Below are 17,334 nucleotides of genomic sequence, written 5' to 3'. Positions count from 1 at the left end.
ATTTTGCGTGATGGATGCCTATACCACCTTAACGAAATTAACGGCTTATCTCACAGACAAGTCGAGCAATCATTGCTAATGTGTGGCTTCAATCAACTGGCGCTGAGACGCCTGTGTTCGTTTTAGATTCAATTCTGAAAAAACGATCAGAGCTATGAGTGCCTGCACTCCAGCGCAGAACGAACAGGTAACCAATGAGTCGCGAGCTTTAGACTCGCCGCTCAAGACCCACCTAAAAAATCATGGGTTCAGGTGCTGCCTTAATGGCTTCTTCTTCACTGTCGTAGATGGCGAACACAGAATCCATCATAGTCACTTCAAAGACCAGCTTCGATTCTGGATGAACATTACACAGCTTAAAGCTCCCTTGTAGCTTATCAGCATCGCGCATACCTGCTACCAGGGAAGTTAACCCAGAGCTATCAATAAAATTAACTTGACCGAGATTAACGATGATATGGGGAGTGGTATTGACAATACATTCCTGGAGCTTCAAGCGAAATTGCCAAGCTGTAGTAATGTCTAGTCGCCCCTGGGGTGAAAATACAACGATACTGTGATTGCCTTCAGGAGGGTTGACGATTCTTTGCTCCATAGTCACCGGCCCTTCATATCTAAATGTCTAATGTCTGACGTGCACACTGAAAATTGCGCTCATACGTACCATGATGCCCGTACAATCAGGAGAAAGGACTGAAATGTCAAATGCTTACGACAAATTGCGGGTTTTTATTGACATATCAGTATGCCTGACTGTATTGAAGTACAGCGTGATCAGAATAACGTGCATACAAGTATGCATAAAAATGCAGACCACATCAGGATATTTACGCACTCAATAACACCTAATCTTGAGGTAAGATGACCCACCTTACCCTATATATCTATTGATGCGTAAAGGGGGCATGTAGTTCCAAACATTCCCAAAAGCGATGGCAGAAAGTTAACAAAACCCAAAAATAAGATAAGCCAACCTGAGAGCAATGTATCTCACAAAGAACTCACAGATTGGCTCATCCTCAGAAGGAGTCATATGTTAAAGACTTGGTCTCTTTTCTAAGCGTCCCAATTAACCCAGTCTTGAGGCTTCAGAAACGTATCGTAAAGCTTTGCTTCAGGAGTTCCTGACTCAGGTGCATAGCTATATTCCCAGCGCACCATGGGAGGTAACGACATCAGAATCGATTCAGTACGACCGTTGGTTTGTAAGCCAAAAATGGTGCCACGGTCATAGACTAGATTGAACTCAACATAACGACCACGGCGATAAAGCTGGAAGTTACGCTGATGCTCTCCATACTCCGTATTGCGACGTTTTTCAACAATTGGAATGTAGGAGGGTAAAAATGCATCGCCACAGTCAATGGCAAACTTGAATAAATCTTCCCAATTGCGCTGTGCTGGCTGTCCTACTTGCTTGCTGTGCTGGGCAGCAGGTCCTTCTGGCTTTGGCCCACGATAAAGCTCACCAGTGCCGTCCTGATAGTCAAAGAACACACCGCCAACACCGCGAGTCTCCTGACGATGCTTAAGGTAGAAATACTCGTCGCACCACAGCTTGAACGTATTGTAGTACTCAGGATGGTTGCGATCGCATGCTTCCTTAAGCGTGCGGTGGAACTGCACCACATCTTCCTCAAAGGGATAGTAGGGAGTCAGATCAATACCACCACCAAACCACCAAACTGGGCCAGCTTCAAAATAGCGGTAGTTGAGGTGAACCGTAGGCACATAGGGATTGCGAGGATGCAACACCATTGAAGTGCCTGTCGCATAAAAGCCATGACCTTCAGCTTCAGGTCGCTGCATCAAGATGGAGGGAGGCAACCGATCACCCCACACCTCAGAGAAGTTCACACCGCCTTGTTCAAAGACATCGCCCTGCTTCATCACCCGTGAACGACCACCACCACCATCGGGGCGGGTCCACTGGTCTTCCATAAACTGACCGACACCATCAACCTCAGCCAGCTTCTGACATATGCGATCTTGCAGCCCTTTAAACCCTTGGCTTACACGCTCGCGTGAATCACTAGGAGGAGCAACCGGACTAGATACCTTCTGCGTAGAAGCGATGACCATGGCGATCTTGAACTAAAAAACAAATTTAATTAAGGCTAATGCTGCTTGCCATTGTTGGAAGCCCAGTGAGGTCAAAGACTTAGGGATGCAGCTAATACTGATAATGAATCATGATTTGAGACGTTTTAAACCAAGTTGACACACAGTGTGACAATCCTTGACAAAAGCCTAAAGCTGTGTGACACCTTCGTTTCCGCCCCTGTCCTTAGATCAGCAAATAGTTGAACTGTTAACCCAAGGTTAAAATGCCTTTCAATATAAAAACTTACGTGGTCAAGTCTTGATTAGTGAGTCCCTTAACAATCAGTATTTCTGTTTCAACATTTCAACAATAGTCGAGCAGAAATCATCGCCTAGGGCTACAACAACTAAATTTGGCAGGCCACAGCCTTTAATTATGCTTCAACGCTGGTTTAAATCACTCCAACAGCATTTCCGTCGCCACAAGCCCCAGGCAAGCGGACAACTCGCTCTGAACCAGAGAAATCAAAGAACGTTAGAAAAGCACTATCAAGTTAGCAGCACGGCTTCGATCGAGGTGTTGTGGCAAAAGATCAATGATTTAGCAGATCTGGCATCCTGGCATCCACTGATCACCTCCACCAATGCCCCGACTGGCCAGGAAGCCAAGCCAGGATTGATTTATCGAGTGTTTGCCCATTGGGTACCGGTACCCATCAAAATTTTTGTAGAGAACGTACTCCCTGGTGAATACATCAGCCTGCGAATTTTTCCAGTACCAGGATTAGAAGAAAGAGCAATTTATCGTCTAGAGTCAGCCCTGTGCGGCACCCGTATTTCTTATTCCATAGAACTCAAGGGCTGGTTATCACCAGTCGCTTGGTCATTTCTACGTCCCTATGCAGCCAGGGTGGCCGACGCCTTAGCTCAAGCCGCTGAACAGGCCACTCCGTCTGGCATAGTGGCCAATAAATATCGCGATATCTTTAGCTAACAAGCAACAGGATGGATCATGGCATCGAACGTCTTTGATATTTGCCATTTGCCTATTAAGGCTATAAAGACATTGCATACAACGTTTCCAACGCATCGGACATGACGTCCTAGAATGGACTGTAAACATTCTTTTAAGAATCCTATCCGTTCACATCTGTCTTTCACCAAAATGATGCCGACAACTGAGGCAATTCTGGACGTACTGCGCCCCGTCCAAGACCCTGAGCTACAGAAAAGCTTGGTAGAGCTCAATATGATCCGTAATGTGGCTGTCGATGATGGCCAGGTGAGTTTCACCCTTGTACTAACAACTCCGGCTTGTCCGCTTAAAGAATTTATTGTTGAAGACTGTGAAAAAGCAGTTAAAACCTTGCCAGGTGTAGCTTCTGTAGATGTAGAAGTCACGGCTGAGACCCCTCAACAGAAGTCATCCCTTCCCGACCAACAAGGCATTGATAAGGTCAAAAATATTTTGGCTGTTTCCAGCGGTAAAGGTGGCGTTGGTAAAAGCACTGTAGCCGTCAATATCGCTGTTTCTCTTGCCAAAGCTGGAGCCAAAGTCGGCCTACTCGACGCCGACATTTATGGCCCCAACGCACCCATCATGATGGGTGTGAAAGAAGGTAATGTCGTTGTTAGAGACGGATCTGACGGTCAGCAGGAACTGGAGCCCGCCTTCAACCATGGCGTCAAATTAGTCTCTATGGGCTTTTTGATCGATCCTGACCAGCCCGTCGTCTGGCGCGGGCCCATGTTAAACGGCATTATCCGCCAGTTTTTGTATCAGGTACAGTGGGGTGAATTAGATTATCTGATTGTAGATATGCCCCCTGGTACCGGTGATGCCCAACTCACCATGGCCCAAGCCGTCCCCATGGCGGGTGTGGTAATTGTGACTACGCCCCAGGATGTAGCCCTATCCGACGCTCGTCGCGGCTTAAAAATGTTCCAACAGCTAAACGTGCGCGTGTTAGGCATTGTGGAAAACATGAGCTACTTTGTTCCCCCCGATATGCCCGAAAAGACCTACGATATTTTTGGCTCCGGAGGTGGTGAAAAAGCTGCGGAAGCATTAGGGGTGCCCTTGCTAGGCTGTGTACCCTTAGAAATGCCAGTACGAGAAGGTGGCGATGCAGGTAAGCCAATTGTCTTGGCCCAGCCTGAGTCAGCTTCAGCGGTCGCCTTAACTAAAATTTCTCAGCAGGTAGCAGCTAAGGTTTCGGTCGCAGCGTTAACGTAGGTATTCATTTATTTTGTGGAGACGTTCCATGGAACGTCTCCACAAAATAAAAAAATTACAATTGGTTTTGTGTTTATGGCTCAAACCGCACTTCTAGGCAAATGGTTTCACCGTTGGTTGCATCCCTGGCGTGGGATTGACTGGTTGTTGTTATTGTTTCCTGTAGGCATCACGCTCTTTTCGAGTCTGTTGATTGCCAGCACCAGGTTATATACCGGTGAGACCGACCTGGCCTGGAACCACGTGATTATGTGCGTGGTTGGCGTAGTTATGTGTATGTGGATCGCCCGTAGTCGCTATGAGTCTTTACTGGAATGGCGTTGGGTTATCTACTTAATTACCAATGTCTCCTTAGTGGCTGTGATGCTGGTGGGTACGGTGGGTAACGGTGCCCAGAGCTGGCTCAGCATTGGTGGCTTTAATATTCAGCCGTCGGAATTTGCTAAAATCGGCATCATCATTACGTTAGCGGCCACCCTAAAAGACCGAGAATCCACCACATTAGTCGGCTTGATAAAGGCTCTGGCCATTACGGGAGTCCCTTGGGCTCTGATTTTTTTACAACCAGACCTTGGCACTTCGCTTGTACTGGGTGCCATCGTTTTAGGGATGCTCTACTGGAGCAATATGAATCCAGGCTGGCTGGTGATTTTGGTGTCGCCCCTGGTTGCTGCCATTATCTTTACTCTGTCGATTCCTGTATGGATTGGCTGGGTAGTGCTGGCCGGAGTCATTGCCTGGATGACGTTACCGCTGCGATGGTATAGCACGTTGATCACCGTTGTCGTCAATTCCATTGCCGGTAAGATTGGCGAGTTGCTTTGGGGACTACTTCAAGATTATCAAAGGGATCGTCTGACTTTATTTTTGAATCCTGAACAGGATCCTTTAGGAGGTGGATATCACTTAATTCAATCAAGGATTGCCATCGGCTCAGGTCAACTGTGGGGTCGAGGCTTATTCCATGGGACCCAGACTCAGCTGAGTTTTATTCCTGAGCAGCATACGGATTTTATTTTCTCGGCCCTGGGTGAAGAACTCGGATTTATGGGTGCCCTGGTCATGGTGTTAGTCTTTTGGTTTATTTGCCTGCGGCTGATTATTATTGCTCAGCATGCAAAGGACAATTTTGGCTCACTATTGGCCATCGGTGTGCTGTCAATGATTGTATTCCAGGTGGTGGTGAATATTGGGATGACTATTGGTCTAGCCCCGATTACGGGGATTCCGCTGCCATGGATGAGCTATGGGCGATCGTCATTGCTGACGAATTTTATTGGCATCGGCATTGTGGAGTCGGTAGCGAATTTTCATCATCGGTTGAAGTTTTAAGGCATCGGTTGTGAAACTCTGGCCCACCGAGTTCAACACCCAGGTAGGTAGGGTTACCCCACACTCATATTTCTGGCATTTTTCAAAGGCCCTTATTAACCCAACATCACCAACTTTTGAGATAGCAGCAAAGGTTTTGGCATTGTGGCAACCCAACCTACCGTTAAACTATTTATTGAAACTCTAGTAAAGCGACACCAATGATAATTTTGCCTGGCTCTCCTGTGAAGGTGACGAATGTAAACGATACATACTATGGGTTTCAAGGATTAGTACAGCGGATTACGGATGGTAAAGTGGCTGTGCTGTTTGAGGGGGGCAACTGGGATAAGCTAGTGACCTTCAGAATGTCTGAACTTGAGGTGGTTAAGCCTAAGCGCGGTAAGAAGAAGTAGGGGCTTGCCTTGTGCATGCCCATCATAAATAAAGCCTCATTTCCACTAATCAAACAAGCAGAAAGAAGGCAAGCCTGGTCAGGTCACTCACAAGGGGAGCCCCTACGGGTAATCAAACAAGCAGAAAGAAGGTAAGCCTGGTCAGGTCACCCACAAGGGGAGCCCCTACGGGATGTCTTTTTCTGGACAGGGTGCTAATGTACTGAAGACGTTTGTACTATGTAAACTATGCGTCTTCCTTTACCACAGCTGGCTGAGCGTGAGCGTCATCCGACCCACATTGCAGAGGTAATTGAAACGGCAACGACTGAGTTTTTGGCTCAATGTTTGGAGCCGGAAGATTTGAGTTTTCCGGCAATGCCACCCTTTGGTAGTTGGGTGAAGTCTTTTGATGAGGAAGCGGGCAATCAGATTTATGGGGTGGTTTACCATGCGACCACTAGCCCAATTGATTCGGTGCATCGGGCGCGGGCATTAGGGATGTCGCTGGAGGATTTACGTCAGCAGCAGCCGCAGATCTTTGCGATGTTGAAAACTGAATTTCGGGTGGCGATTGTCGGATTTGAGACGCCCAGTGAGCGCTACTATCAGCATTTGCCACCGCGACCACCACAGGTGCATCAGGCAGTCTATCGATGCGACCCGGATGAGGTCATCGGCTTTACGGAAGAGTTGGATTTTTTGCGGACGCTGTTGCAGGTGAGTGCGGTACCGAATGAGAGTTTGGTGGCAGCAGCGATTCGTGAGATTTATCAGCTACGGCAGTTTGAACGCGATTGGTTGGTGCTGGCTGGTCGAACGGTTGGGACTTTGCTCAAGGATGATTATGATCGACTGCGGATGATCCTCAATCAGATTCATCCTTAAACTGGCCAGCCAATTTTCTGACCAAATTGCAACGCCTTCTATGATGGACTTTACATTAAACCCACCAGAGGACGTAAATAGATTAGCCATAACAATAACGCTGGCACAACAAACAGTTACCCACTGGAATCAATGGGAAACCTGAAATAACTACATCTGGTTGGCAGTAACTTACGTGGATACTACTGCTCGATTTCCAAGGCACAAAAGTCTCTCCATCCCCAGTTTTTAGTGCTGTGGACTGGCTCAAGTTGAACACCTTAAGGAAAGAGGATTTGTCGAGAGATGGCGGGGTTGAGAGTTACTCAGCGATTCTATTTTTGTGCTAAAGATGGAGCGATTTCCAGGTTAAAAGCTGTTGCTCCTAATTTGTTGTTGAAAACCTGGTGAAAGCTTGACCCCAGATCTACCAGATAGCTTTCACTGTAGGGGGGGGCTATAAATGTAATGCCGGTGGGAATGCCATTGGATTGGAAGCCATTGGGGATTGCGATCGCACTTAAATCTAGCAAATTTACAAAGTTTGTATAATACCCCAAGTTAGAATTGAGTCCCAAAGGCTCCTTTTCAATCTCTTCAATGCGATAAACTGTTCCTGTTGTTGGCACCACTAAACAATCAATCTCTTGCCAAAGGGGCTGAATTTTTTGCTTCAATGTTTCCATTGCATATATCCCTTCAAAGGCTTGAGATGCGCTGATATCTTTGGCTTTGAGAATAATCTCACGGGTGGTGAAAAACACGTTATCCAGATTGGCTTCAACAAATGCCCCCACCGAGGCATAGCGCTCGGCCACCCAGGGGCCATTAAACAACAAGTTGTTAGCCTGCAAGAACGGTTCGTAGTCAATTTCAATACAGAGCCCACCTAAGTCTGTAAGGGTTTTGATAGCTTTGTCGTAGCAGGCTTCTACATCCGTATTGCCAAAAAACTCTCGCTGGATGGGCACCCCAAATCGAAATGCTTGCTGGGTCTGATCAGAGCTTAAAGATGCTGGAGTAATATTGGCTGGTCGAGAGAATGGACTGTCTGGATCATATCCTTGGGCAATTTTTAGTATGGTCTGGGCATCTGTTGCCGTCAGCGAAAAAATTGAAAGACAGTCCAATGTTCTACACGCTTCAACCGTATGGCGAGTACTCAATAAGCCTCGCGTGGGTTTAAGTCCAACAATGTTGTTAAATCCAGCCGGTACCCGTCCAGAGCCCCCTGTGTCTGTGCCAATGGCAAACGCTACTAACCCATGGGCAACAGATAAGGCTGCCCCCGAACTGGATCCACCCGGAATATGGTCTTCTGAAAAAGCGTTATGGGGAGCCGTATATCCAGTGCGAATCCCTACGAGTCCTGTGGCAAACTGGTCCAGATTGGTTTTGCCGATGAGTATGGCCCCAGCATCGAGGAGTTTTTGAACGGCTGGATTAGTGTGGGTGGCGTCGTAGGCAAAGGCCGGGCAGGCCGCCGATGTGGGGATGCCTGCCACATCAATACAGTCTTTGACGCTGAAGGGAATGCCCCATAGAGGGAGTTGCGATCGCTGGCTTGCGGACATGTTAGTCAGAGCCATCGCTTGTTTAATTAGTGTTTCTTCCGATAGCGTGTAGATCCAAATGCCATCATCTCCACGCTGTTTTAGCTTGGTGATAATGGTTTTAATCACCTGGACAGGCGTGAGTCTTCCCTGGGTATAACGTTCTTGGAGAGAAGAGATCGTTAGGAGAATGTCTATATCGGTGTGCTGAGTCATAATTGCTTTCTTTACGGCATATGCATGGCCAAGGTCTTACTTGGCATAAAACGCAATAGGGCGAGCTATGGGAACAGCAGTATAGAGACAACGCTGTTTTCTGACAAGGGGAAACAGGGTTTGGGGACTTTGATGGATTTGTAGAAGAAAATTTATCGATCCATAAATTTTATTGATTGATAGGGATGACCGTACATAAAGATTTGTAGTAAACGATACGGCTCAAATTTCTACAGCTGTCAAAGTGTCTTCTAACGTGCGAGGTATTGACAGCAAGCTATCAGCAATCATGAGGATTGGAGGCGACCATGCAGCGATCAGTTACACGCTTTTTTAACCGGCGTAGGTTTTTTGCACTCAGCAGTTTAACAGTCTGTTCCTTAACCCTGGCAATAGCCTGTTCACCAACAGCGAACGTTAATCAAACCGTTGAAGAGACAGCAGAAACAGCTGCTGTTGCTGCATCACCGACATCAGATTTACCCAAGGTGCGGGTAGGGTTTCAGACCGGTGATATCAATAACATCACCATGGTTGCTTACAACGAGGGATACTTTGAGAAAGTGGGCCTGGATGTGGAAATGAGTCCCTACTCTTCCGGTGGGGCTATGGTGCCTGCCCTGGCAGCGGGTGAGGTGGATATTACCTGGTTCTTTCCTTTCCCCTCACTGACAGCGTTTGCCACGGGTATTGATATTGAGGTAGTGCTTTTAGACCATGCTCCCCTAACGGCAGAACGCTTGATTGCGAATGAATTGGCAGCAGATGTGCCTAGTCTCAAGGGTAAAAACGTTGGAGTGACCATTGGTACCTCAGGTCACCATTCTCTCCTGGCTGCCCTGGATCAAGCGGGGTTGAGCCAAGACGACATCAACATGGTAAATCTAAAACCGTCTGAAATGGCGGCGGCCTTCTCTGCGAAGAAGATTGATGCAGCTTGGACCTGGGAACCGGCGGCTGGTAAGCTCAATGAGCTGGGGGGTAAGGACATCGCCACAGCAAAATCAGTGGGAGCCTATGCGGTTGCCCTATGGGCCGCTCGTAAAGAGTTTGCAGAGGCCAACCCTGAGGTGATGGTCAAGTTTATGGAAGCCTGGGACATGGCCCAGCAGGATTATTTGGCCGATCTAAAATCTGGGCAAAAATGGGAAGCCGAACGTCTAAATCTGACGCCTGAAGAGTTTGGAGCCATGGTTGATCGGCAAGGATCAACAGTGGTGTTAATGGCAGATCAGCTGACTGACGAGTGGTTGGGTACCCCTGGACAGCCTGAGTCCACTAATCTGTATAAGGCTTATGAGGAATATGCTGTGTTCCTCGTGGATCAGGGTCGATTGGATAGTGCGCCAGAAGATTTGACGCCATTGATTAATTCTTCCTACGTGGCGGAATACCTGGAATCGAAATAATCTTCTAACTTTCCATCCATGCCCATTTAAAGATCTGTCTAATTTTTGTCAGCATGTCTCAATCTCCTGTCCACGCAACGGTTAGCTCCCGTGAGCAGCATGGTCAACTTGAGGGAACTCAAGCTGAGATTGTTGCGCTAGATGCCGTCTCTTTCGGGTATAGTCGCAAGCGCTTGGTGCTGCAAGACCTAAACTTGGGTATCCAGCAAGGAGAGTTTTTAACGTTGTTGGGGCCATCGGGATGTGGAAAATCGACCATCCTCAATCTGATTGCTGGATTTTACAAACCATTAGCGGGTACTGTTTCCCACGGTGGGGAGGAGGTCAAGGGGCCATCCGCCAGGCGAGGTGTGGTCTTTCAAAGCAATGCCCTCTTTGACTGGATGACGGTTGAGCAAAATATTGGGTTTGGCTTTCGGTTTCAATCGCTTTCAAAATACGAAAAGCGACATCGAGTGGCAACTATTATTAACCTGGTGGGGTTACGGGGTAATGAGCGCAAGTACCCCTATCAGCTTTCGGGGGGAATGCGGCAACGGGTGGCGGTGGCTCGGTCCATGGTGGTGCAGCCGGAGATTTTGCTGATGGATGAACCTTTTGCGGCAGTGGACGTTCAGACCCGTGAAGGGCTACAGGAGGAGTTGTTAAAGCTTCATGAGCAAGTAGCTGGGGCTATTTTGTTTGTCACCCACAGTATTGAGGAGGCTGTTTTTCTAAGCGATCGCATTGTGATTTTAGATCGCAACTTAGGCGGTATCGCCCACAATATTGAGATTCACCTGCCTGAACCCCGTTATACGGCAATGAATCGGGTGTCGGAGGCGTTTAATCAGTATCGAACGGATCTCTATTTGAAAATGAAGGCGATTAGTTAAAGGTGCAGAGATGGTCCATGGAACGTCTGTGCAGTGGAGAAACGTTCCATGGGTTTATACGTCAGAGGGGAAATAACCTGATGCAGTTGAAGGTGTCTAAACAAGACGGGGTGCCTGCTTTTAAAGGGCAGGATCTGCAAACCCAGGCATTGCGTGAGAAAGGGGTGTTGTTTTGCGTTGCGATCGCAATTCCTACCCTGATCCTCATCCTCTGGGAAACCACCACCCGCATGGGTTGGATCGACGAACTCTTTCTCCCCAGTTTGTCTGGCATTGTCACCGAGTTCTTAGCCATGACCCGCAAAGGGTATGCTGGCACCCCTGTCCTGAGTCATGTTCTCGGCAGTTTGCGGCGGGTATTCACGGCCTTTGGCATTGGCACCGTTGTTGGGTTACTTCTAGGCCTGCTTATGGGTTACTACAAGTATGTTCGGGCGGCCTTTTATATCGTCACCGAGATCCTGCGACCGATTCCCCCCCTGGCCTTTATCACCCTGTTTATTCTCTGGTTTGGTATCGGTGAAGTCTCTAAAATTTTGATCATCCTCTATGCCGGGGCCTTGATTGTTATGCTCAATACGATGGCCGGTGTGCAGTCTTGCCCTAAGGATAAGATTTTAGCCGCCCGCACCCTGGGGGCTAATGACCTAGCTATTTTTCTATATGTGATTTTGCCTGCGGCATTACCCAGCATCTTTACCGGTATGCGGGTAGCTCTGTCTGTGGATTTTGGTATTTTAGTTGCCGCTGAACTGTTGGCAGGGGATATAGGCATTGGCTATATCATCCAAGATGCCAGCGTTTTCTTTAATGTGGAAGCACTGTTTGTTGGCATTTTGATGATTGGCTTTTTTGGGGTGCTGTCGGACTTTCTCCTTAGAGTGATTGCATCAAAAGTGGTGCATTGGCAGGGGTAAAGTCCTTTGGTGTTAGGGATGTGCGAGAAAAGAAGAAATCATTTTGAGGCTTGGCAATATCTGGTTGCTACTGTGTGTACACAAGTTCTGGAGACTAGTGCTTGCGGTCGCTTTACCCCCTCTAACTTCCCCTTACCAAGGGGGAGGACCGGAGTTTCCTCCCTTACCGAGGGCAGGGTCGTTTCGTGTTCACCAGAGAAAATCTGTAAGGCTTATTACTTTGTTCATACTGAATCGAGATATGATCGGAGGGAACCAAAACCGGTTGCTTGGGGTCCCTCCGAGTTCCCCAAACCCCCATGGCTAGGGCCGGGAGGCCGCCCTAGGACCCAGCCTACTGAGTTGTCCTCAATTGCATTAAAGTAGGGGTTACGGCGGGGTCGATTAATCAGGTTATCGCATTGTTGTTTGGCCCACCTTCAAGTAGAGCATGCCTTTTCTCAAATAAGCTTTCAATGCCTTCAGATTTTCTGTCCAGACAATGAAACAGCCCTGCTTACCAAGGGGGGATTAAGGGGAGATAAGGCAGGATTTCGAACTCTCTTCTGAGAGATATATACACAGCCTCCTTCTCAACAGAGAAGCTCTACAGCTCGCGAGAAAAGAATATATAGGTTTAGATCATTTATTTTCGGAGTGCATTCAATGTTAGAAACCCTCTCTACCCCATCAGAACTGACCGATCTACAAGAACAGATTCTCACAGGTATCACCCAAGAGAAATGCGTGCAGCTGATCAAAGACCTGGTGCCTACAGGACAACCGGGCTGTGGTAATTCCATTGACCCGGAAGCTCCCATGGCCCATGAGGAAGATATCTCACGACAGGTGGGACAGCACCTAAAGTCCTTAGGGTTAGATGTGGAATGGGTATCGGCCATTGAAGGTAGACCCAATGTAGTCGGTCGCTGGAATGATGGACTACCCGGACCGTCTCTCATTTTTAACGATCATCTGGATACTTACCCCTCCTGTGATCCAAAAGAGTGGCATATGTCGGGCCATAACCCCTACAACGCTACCCTGCGCGGCAAGTATCTTTATGGTCGAGGCACATCCGATACCCGTGGCAACATGACCTGTCAGCTGATTGCTATTGAGATGCTGCGTCAGGCCGGGGTAAAAATTAACGGTGAGCTGATTTGTGCCTACACCGTTGATGAAGAGCGCCATGGTAAAGCGGGGGCACTGCATTTGTTGAATGACTACGGTCTCACTGCCGATTATGAGATTACGGCGGAGCCCACCTCCTGGACCGAGGGAGATGACTGGGGCATTGGCATTGCCCTGGCTCATTCGGGACTGTGTTTGGTGGATATTGAGACCACGGGGGTGCGATCGCACATTTGGCGACCCGATGAAGGCGTCAATCCCGTATTGCACATGGCTCAGCTGATCGAGACATTGCGCAACACCACTTTTACCCATGACGCACCACAAATTTATGGCCCCACCCAGCCCAGCATTTGCCCAGTCAAAATAGAAGCCGGACAAATTGGGGAAGGGCAGTTTACCCCACCCTCTTGTAAGGCCAGGGTGTGGGTCATTGGCCTGGTGCCCGGCATGACCTACGAGTCCATTGTGCAAGATATGGAAACGGTGATTGCTGAACTACAGGCTAAGGACCCCACCTTTCAGGCGACGATTACCCAGGTAGAAGGAGAGACGTTTGTGCCTGCCTCCATAGAGGTATCAGAAGATGCAGAGCACGTGCAGGCATTATCGAGGGCATACCAGCAGATCTTAGGTAAAGATCCCGTACTCTATCGCAAGAATGCCTACTGCGATACGCTCCGCTTTGCCCACAGTGGAATTCCGTCCATTACCTTTGGTCCGGGTGAAGACGGCTGGCCGCCGGTAAATGAGTTTATCGATATGGACAAAGTTGTAGCAGCAACAAAAATCTATGCATTGTTTCTGTTGGACTTTTTCAAGGTAAATCAAAATTAGCCAGGGCTAACCAAGGCAGACATAAGACCAGATTTTCAACAGACAGTCCATCTCACACACGCCCTGGCTTTGCTAGGGTTTTCTTTTGATTATGAATACCCATCAAATAACGGTTCCGGCTCAACCCTATCCTCTAAAGCTCGACCTGGCGCATACAGCGCTGTTGGTGATCGATATGCAAAACGACTTTTGTACCCTGGGTGGGTGGGCCGATTGTAAAGGGTTTGATGTGAGTCAGACTCAGAAGCCGATTAAACCTTTGCAAGCATTATTACAGTCATTGCGGCAAACACCCGTGACGATTATTCATACTCGTGAGGGGCATCGTCCGGATTTAAGTGATTGTCCACCCCATAAGCTGGCGCGTTCTAAAAAACAAAACGCAGAAATTGGTAGTGAAGAAGCCATGGGGCGGTTGCTAACCCGAGGTTCCAAGAGCCATGATTTTGTGGATGCGCTACAGCCAATATCGGGGGAAATTGTGTTGGATAAGCCTGGTAAAGGGGCCTTCGTAGCAACGGATTTGGATTTAATTTTACGACAGCGAAATATTCGAACGTTGTTACTAACGGGAGTAACAACAGAGTGCTGTGTGCATACGACACTGCGAACGGCCAATGATTTAGGCTATGAGTGTTTGCTATTAGAAGATTGTTGCGCCTCGTTAAAACCAGAGTTTCATCGGGTATCGGTAGAAATGACCCAGACAATCTTTGGTTGGGTAACAACGTCTAAACAATTGCTGACAGCCGTCAATCTACAGGCTGCTTGATAGGCGTGTGCGGCTACATTGGCAAAATTACGCTAGAAAATTATTGGCATTGCTGATCCTCGGGATGGTTTTAGCTGTAGGGTCCGTCAAATAGCAACGGCTACAGATTGGCCCATGCCCTAAATCAGCGATCGCAAGTTATTATCACTCAAGGTTTAGTGAGGCTTAGTTGAATGGCAAGTTTTGAGCAGGCTTATCCCTATATCACCTCATGGGTCCAAGATGGCTGCTTGGAAATTGGCAGTATTAGCTACTATGATGACTCGTTTATTCGCGCAATTGATGAAGGAGGAACTGTTTGGGAGAGTCCTGCACAGTTTGAGACTCTAGATGAGGCATTAGCAGCGGCAGATAGGGGAATTGCTGAATGGTGCAGTATCAATATGCCTGAACTTGTTGTAGAAAAGGATGCTCAGCCGTCATTTACAGCAAAGCAGGGGCAGTATTTGTCATATATTTACAATTACACTCAAATTCATGGACGTCCGCCAGCACAAGCTGATATTCAGTCATTTTTTAGGGTGACTCCACCGACTGTGCATCAAATGATCTTGAAGTTAGAAAAAGAGGGTTTGCTAGCACGGGTCGCTGGTGAGGCGCGCTCATTGCATGTTTTGATTCCAGCAGAGCAGTTGCCAGTGCTAGTGCAACCATAGAAGTCTGCAAAAATAAATGTTTCTCAATATTGTCGTGGTGTTGTGGTAGCACACGTATAACTCACCTATGTTGGGACTTATTAGTCAGATGTGACGCATAAATACCCTGATTTCCATACTTATACGTCAAAAATGGCGGATAAAATCCTATTCTCTGGGAATCATACGCCAAACATTGAATATAAGTTCTGTGAATTGGGAGTACTATCCTGCAAACGTGACGGATAACATCCGTCGTTGTGGAACTTATCCGACAGATCTGGCGTTGAATTGTAAGTTAGGCGTCCAAATCCAATTTTTGGCCGGGTTATCTTAATAGCACTAACACACCTTTTCAGTTGAATCTGTGGAATACTCCAGCTATAAAGTTTCAATACTTTTGCGCTATGTCAGTTGATGTTGTGAAAGAGCATTCTCGGAAGAAGCCGATTTTCTTGTTCCGATTGGACAATCAGGAGTATGAATCACTCCAGGCAACTGTTAAGGGTATGACAGAATTCACCGCAGCCATAAATCATTCATTACTCAATAGATTGAAGACACCTTGTGTTGCTTTGATTCTGGCTTCCAACTATTCAGATGGCATCGACGGATTTATTGGGATTGTCAAATCAAAGTCTGCTGTTACCACACTTGAGTCTCGAATAAGTATTCGACGAGTTAGCCAAATTTCAATTGCCTCAGAGAGAGAGCTAGTGGAACAAATCGGTGGAGTAAGATTTCAAAGGATGTTGCAGAAACATCTCGATACTCAGATAAGAGGTATAGCTCTTTCTCCAGCATTATCTGCTGAAATTATCACCTCTCTTTGGCGGAAAGATACAAATACATCGGCTTTGATGAAACTGTCAGAGCTTCTCAAAAAGAAAGTACGACATTCTGGAAACTCAAGGTTGCAAGAAGACGCTGTTCATACAGCACTAAAGATATTTGGACTGAATACAGATCCTGTTGCTGATGCATTAGAACTTCAAGAAGCTTCTAACTCTACTCTATCCGGTATTAGGATTCGAGAAGATGCTGTAATTGAGCATGATGGAAAATCAATTCCGGGTATGTCATTGATCAAAAGTTCTGTGACTGGCAGAGCCATTTTTAGTGACGACACTAGGCGTTTGGAAGTTATTACTGCGAATAAACGCCCGTTGGAGGAAGTTCTTGGTGTGGATCTGATTTATATCAATCAAAGCCTGAGTAACGTAGTGATGGTTCAATACAAAATGCTTGATCGTGAAGGAACTGGGGAAAATACTAGATGGGTATATAGACCTGATAACCAGTTGACTAAAGAGCTAGATAGGATGAAAGCCTTGGCCACTAAGCGCCCGCAATCTTCTGCCGGAAGTTACAGATTAAATCCCCAAGCATTCTATATAAAGCTCATTAAAAGAGATTCAAACCAAGCTGGAACAAGTGTTACAGTGCCACTTGATCACTTTGAACTGATGATGACAAGCCCAGATCATCGAGGTCTCAGAGGCGGTATTCTAATTGACTACAAGGCTCTTGAAGGTAGATATCTGCGGTCAGCATCATTCATTGACTTGGTTCAATGTGGCTATATCGGTTCTCATGATGAAGAGATTAATGGGTGGAACTCATTAGTCGAAATTCTTCTAGATGGTAACAGAGCAGTCGTGACAGCAATTCAAAATGAGCTACACAGTCAAGGTATTGGATCAGCCAGCAATACGTAACAAAGATATAAAACCAATGTTTGCAATATTGTCAGTACGATGAGCACTGCTTACCCTCAACCCTGTAACCAATAGCTTTATTAAATGTATTGAGATTGTAAATACGTTTTGTTTACACTACAGAATATGGATGTGTATTTCGTACTCAACGGCATTACGTTTGTTTGGGACAATAAAAAAGCGAAAATTAACTCTCAAAAGTATGATGGCGTAACGTTTCAGCAAGCCGCTGAAGCATTCTTTGATCCGCTTCTGGTTGTTGTTGACGCTAGCCGCAATGACGAAGCACGAGACGCCATTATCGGACTAGATAGGGTTTGCTGTTGAAGTCTAGCCTTCATACTCAGCAAGGGTTTCAATCTATTGAGATTTGCTTAAGTGCACGAAAAATTGGTTAAACTGCTCAAAACCCTTGCACCTACTCAGGGAAATGTACC

The 17,334-nt window shown here is 47.0% G+C and carries 16 protein-coding genes; 13 read left to right on the top strand and 3 right to left on the bottom strand.

Annotated features, from left to right (window positions below):
• Positions 1 to 232: 232 nt before the first annotated feature.
• A complete protein-coding gene (locus QGP82_RS16815; RefSeq protein WP_163668880.1) occupies positions 233 to 595 on the bottom strand; it encodes an STAS domain-containing protein in 363 nt (120 codons plus the stop codon).
• 461 nt (positions 596 to 1,056) lie between these two features.
• The gene (gene hemF / locus QGP82_RS16810; RefSeq protein ID WP_163668883.1) at positions 1,057 to 2,082 is read right to left on the bottom strand and encodes an oxygen-dependent coproporphyrinogen oxidase; all 1,026 of its coding nucleotides are present in this window, start codon (positions 2,080 to 2,082) and stop codon (positions 1,057 to 1,059) included.
• 397 nt (positions 2,083 to 2,479) lie between these two features.
• Here hemF and QGP82_RS16805 point away from each other — a divergent pair, with 397 nt between their 5' ends.
• The 5 genes from QGP82_RS16805 (at position 2,480) to QGP82_RS16785 (ending at position 6,873) form a co-directional block, all read left to right on the top strand.
• Positions 2,480 to 3,037 (top strand): SRPBCC family protein, encoded by a 558-nt coding sequence (locus tag QGP82_RS16805; RefSeq protein ID WP_163668884.1) that lies wholly within the window; start codon positions 2,480 to 2,482, stop codon positions 3,035 to 3,037.
• Positions 3,038 to 3,211: 174 nt separating this feature from the next.
• Positions 3,212 to 4,279 carry an Mrp/NBP35 family ATP-binding protein gene (locus QGP82_RS16800; protein ID WP_163671793.1) on the top strand — a complete coding sequence of 356 codons (1,068 nt, stop codon included), beginning with the start codon at positions 3,212 to 3,214 and terminating at the stop codon, positions 4,277 to 4,279.
• Positions 4,280 to 4,354: 75 nt separating this feature from the next.
• Positions 4,355 to 5,611: a rod shape-determining protein RodA gene (rodA, locus tag QGP82_RS16795; RefSeq protein ID WP_163668886.1), complete on the top strand. Its 1,257-nt coding sequence runs from the start codon at positions 4,355 to 4,357 to the stop codon at positions 5,609 to 5,611.
• A 200-nt stretch (positions 5,612 to 5,811) separates the two neighbouring features.
• Complete coding sequence (locus QGP82_RS16790; protein ID WP_006517769.1) at positions 5,812 to 6,006, top strand: NAD(P)H dehydrogenase subunit NdhS; 195 nt, start codon at positions 5,812 to 5,814, stop codon at positions 6,004 to 6,006.
• Positions 6,007 to 6,234: 228 nt separating this feature from the next.
• On the top strand, positions 6,235 to 6,873 hold the full coding sequence (locus tag QGP82_RS16785; protein ID WP_163668888.1) for an HAS-barrel domain-containing protein: 639 nt from the start codon (positions 6,235 to 6,237) through the stop codon (positions 6,871 to 6,873).
• Between the two features lie 314 nt (positions 6,874 to 7,187).
• Here the strand turns inward: QGP82_RS16785 and atzF are convergent, their stop codons facing one another.
• Positions 7,188 to 8,621, bottom strand: coding sequence for an allophanate hydrolase (gene atzF / locus QGP82_RS16780; protein ID WP_499060390.1), 1,434 nt, complete (start codon positions 8,619 to 8,621; stop codon positions 7,188 to 7,190).
• A gap of 308 nt (positions 8,622 to 8,929) precedes the next feature.
• Here atzF and QGP82_RS16775 point away from each other — a divergent pair, with 308 nt between their 5' ends.
• The 8 genes from QGP82_RS16775 (at position 8,930) to QGP82_RS16740 (ending at position 17,224) form a co-directional block, all read left to right on the top strand.
• Positions 8,930 to 10,030 carry a taurine ABC transporter substrate-binding protein gene (locus QGP82_RS16775; RefSeq protein WP_499060388.1) on the top strand — a complete coding sequence of 367 codons (1,101 nt, stop codon included), beginning with the start codon at positions 8,930 to 8,932 and terminating at the stop codon, positions 10,028 to 10,030.
• Positions 10,031 to 10,083: 53 nt separating this feature from the next.
• Positions 10,084 to 10,905 (top strand): ABC transporter ATP-binding protein, encoded by an 822-nt coding sequence (locus QGP82_RS16770; protein WP_163668894.1) that lies wholly within the window; start codon positions 10,084 to 10,086, stop codon positions 10,903 to 10,905.
• Between the two features lie 17 nt (positions 10,906 to 10,922).
• A complete protein-coding gene (locus tag QGP82_RS16765) occupies positions 10,923 to 11,822 on the top strand; it encodes an ABC transporter permease (protein ID WP_499060386.1) in 900 nt (299 codons plus the stop codon).
• 645 nt (positions 11,823 to 12,467) lie between these two features.
• Positions 12,468 to 13,772 carry a M20 family metallopeptidase gene (locus QGP82_RS16760; RefSeq protein ID WP_499060384.1) on the top strand — a complete coding sequence of 435 codons (1,305 nt, stop codon included), beginning with the start codon at positions 12,468 to 12,470 and terminating at the stop codon, positions 13,770 to 13,772.
• Between the two features lie 91 nt (positions 13,773 to 13,863).
• A complete protein-coding gene (locus QGP82_RS16755; RefSeq protein WP_499060382.1) occupies positions 13,864 to 14,544 on the top strand; it encodes a cysteine hydrolase family protein in 681 nt (226 codons plus the stop codon).
• 173 nt (positions 14,545 to 14,717) lie between these two features.
• Positions 14,718 to 15,200 (top strand): LexA family protein, encoded by a 483-nt coding sequence (locus QGP82_RS16750; RefSeq protein WP_499060380.1) that lies wholly within the window; start codon positions 14,718 to 14,720, stop codon positions 15,198 to 15,200.
• A gap of 386 nt (positions 15,201 to 15,586) precedes the next feature.
• Entirely contained in the window at positions 15,587 to 16,897 is a 1,311-nt protein-coding gene (locus QGP82_RS16745) for a hypothetical protein (protein WP_499060378.1), read from the top strand.
• 126 nt (positions 16,898 to 17,023) lie between these two features.
• Positions 17,024 to 17,224 carry a BrnT family toxin gene (locus QGP82_RS16740; protein WP_499060455.1) on the top strand — a complete coding sequence of 67 codons (201 nt, stop codon included), beginning with the start codon at positions 17,024 to 17,026 and terminating at the stop codon, positions 17,222 to 17,224.
• The last annotated feature ends 110 nt before the right edge of the window (positions 17,225 to 17,334 follow it).

The sequence above is a fragment of the Leptothoe sp. LEGE 181152 genome (genome assembly GCF_032906605.1).
GTDB classification, from domain to species: Bacteria; Cyanobacteriota; Cyanobacteriia; order Phormidesmidales; family Phormidesmidaceae; genus Leptothoe; species Leptothoe turfae.
Note: the sequence above shows the minus strand (reverse complement) of the source record. Positions and strands in the feature narration are given on the sequence as shown.

Coding starts and splice junctions, on each gene's coding strand:
- QGP82_RS16750 (WP_499060380.1), top strand. CDS start 14,718: ATGGCAAGTTTTGAGCAGGCTTATCCCTATATCACCTCATGGGTCCAA.
- atzF (WP_499060390.1), bottom strand. CDS start 8,621: ATGACTCAGCACACCGATATAGACATTCTCCTAACGATCTCTTCTCTC.
- hemF (WP_163668883.1), bottom strand. CDS start 2,082: ATGGTCATCGCTTCTACGCAGAAGGTATCTAGTCCGGTTGCTCCTCCT.
- QGP82_RS16790 (WP_006517769.1), top strand. CDS start 5,812: ATGATAATTTTGCCTGGCTCTCCTGTGAAGGTGACGAATGTAAACGAT.
- QGP82_RS16815 (WP_163668880.1), bottom strand. CDS start 595: ATGGAGCAAAGAATCGTCAACCCTCCTGAAGGCAATCACAGTATCGTT.
- QGP82_RS16800 (WP_163671793.1), top strand. CDS start 3,212: ATGCCGACAACTGAGGCAATTCTGGACGTACTGCGCCCCGTCCAAGAC.
- QGP82_RS16765 (WP_499060386.1), top strand. CDS start 10,923: ATGGAACGTCTGTGCAGTGGAGAAACGTTCCATGGGTTTATACGTCAG.
- QGP82_RS16770 (WP_163668894.1), top strand. CDS start 10,084: ATGTCTCAATCTCCTGTCCACGCAACGGTTAGCTCCCGTGAGCAGCAT.
- QGP82_RS16760 (WP_499060384.1), top strand. CDS start 12,468: ATGTTAGAAACCCTCTCTACCCCATCAGAACTGACCGATCTACAAGAA.
- QGP82_RS16740 (WP_499060455.1), top strand. CDS start 17,024: ATGGATGTGTATTTCGTACTCAACGGCATTACGTTTGTTTGGGACAAT.
- QGP82_RS16755 (WP_499060382.1), top strand. CDS start 13,864: ATGAATACCCATCAAATAACGGTTCCGGCTCAACCCTATCCTCTAAAG.
- rodA (WP_163668886.1), top strand. CDS start 4,355: ATGGCTCAAACCGCACTTCTAGGCAAATGGTTTCACCGTTGGTTGCAT.
- QGP82_RS16775 (WP_499060388.1), top strand. CDS start 8,930: ATGCAGCGATCAGTTACACGCTTTTTTAACCGGCGTAGGTTTTTTGCA.
- QGP82_RS16785 (WP_163668888.1), top strand. CDS start 6,235: ATGCGTCTTCCTTTACCACAGCTGGCTGAGCGTGAGCGTCATCCGACC.
- QGP82_RS16805 (WP_163668884.1), top strand. CDS start 2,480: ATGCTTCAACGCTGGTTTAAATCACTCCAACAGCATTTCCGTCGCCAC.
- QGP82_RS16745 (WP_499060378.1), top strand. CDS start 15,587: ATGTCAGTTGATGTTGTGAAAGAGCATTCTCGGAAGAAGCCGATTTTC.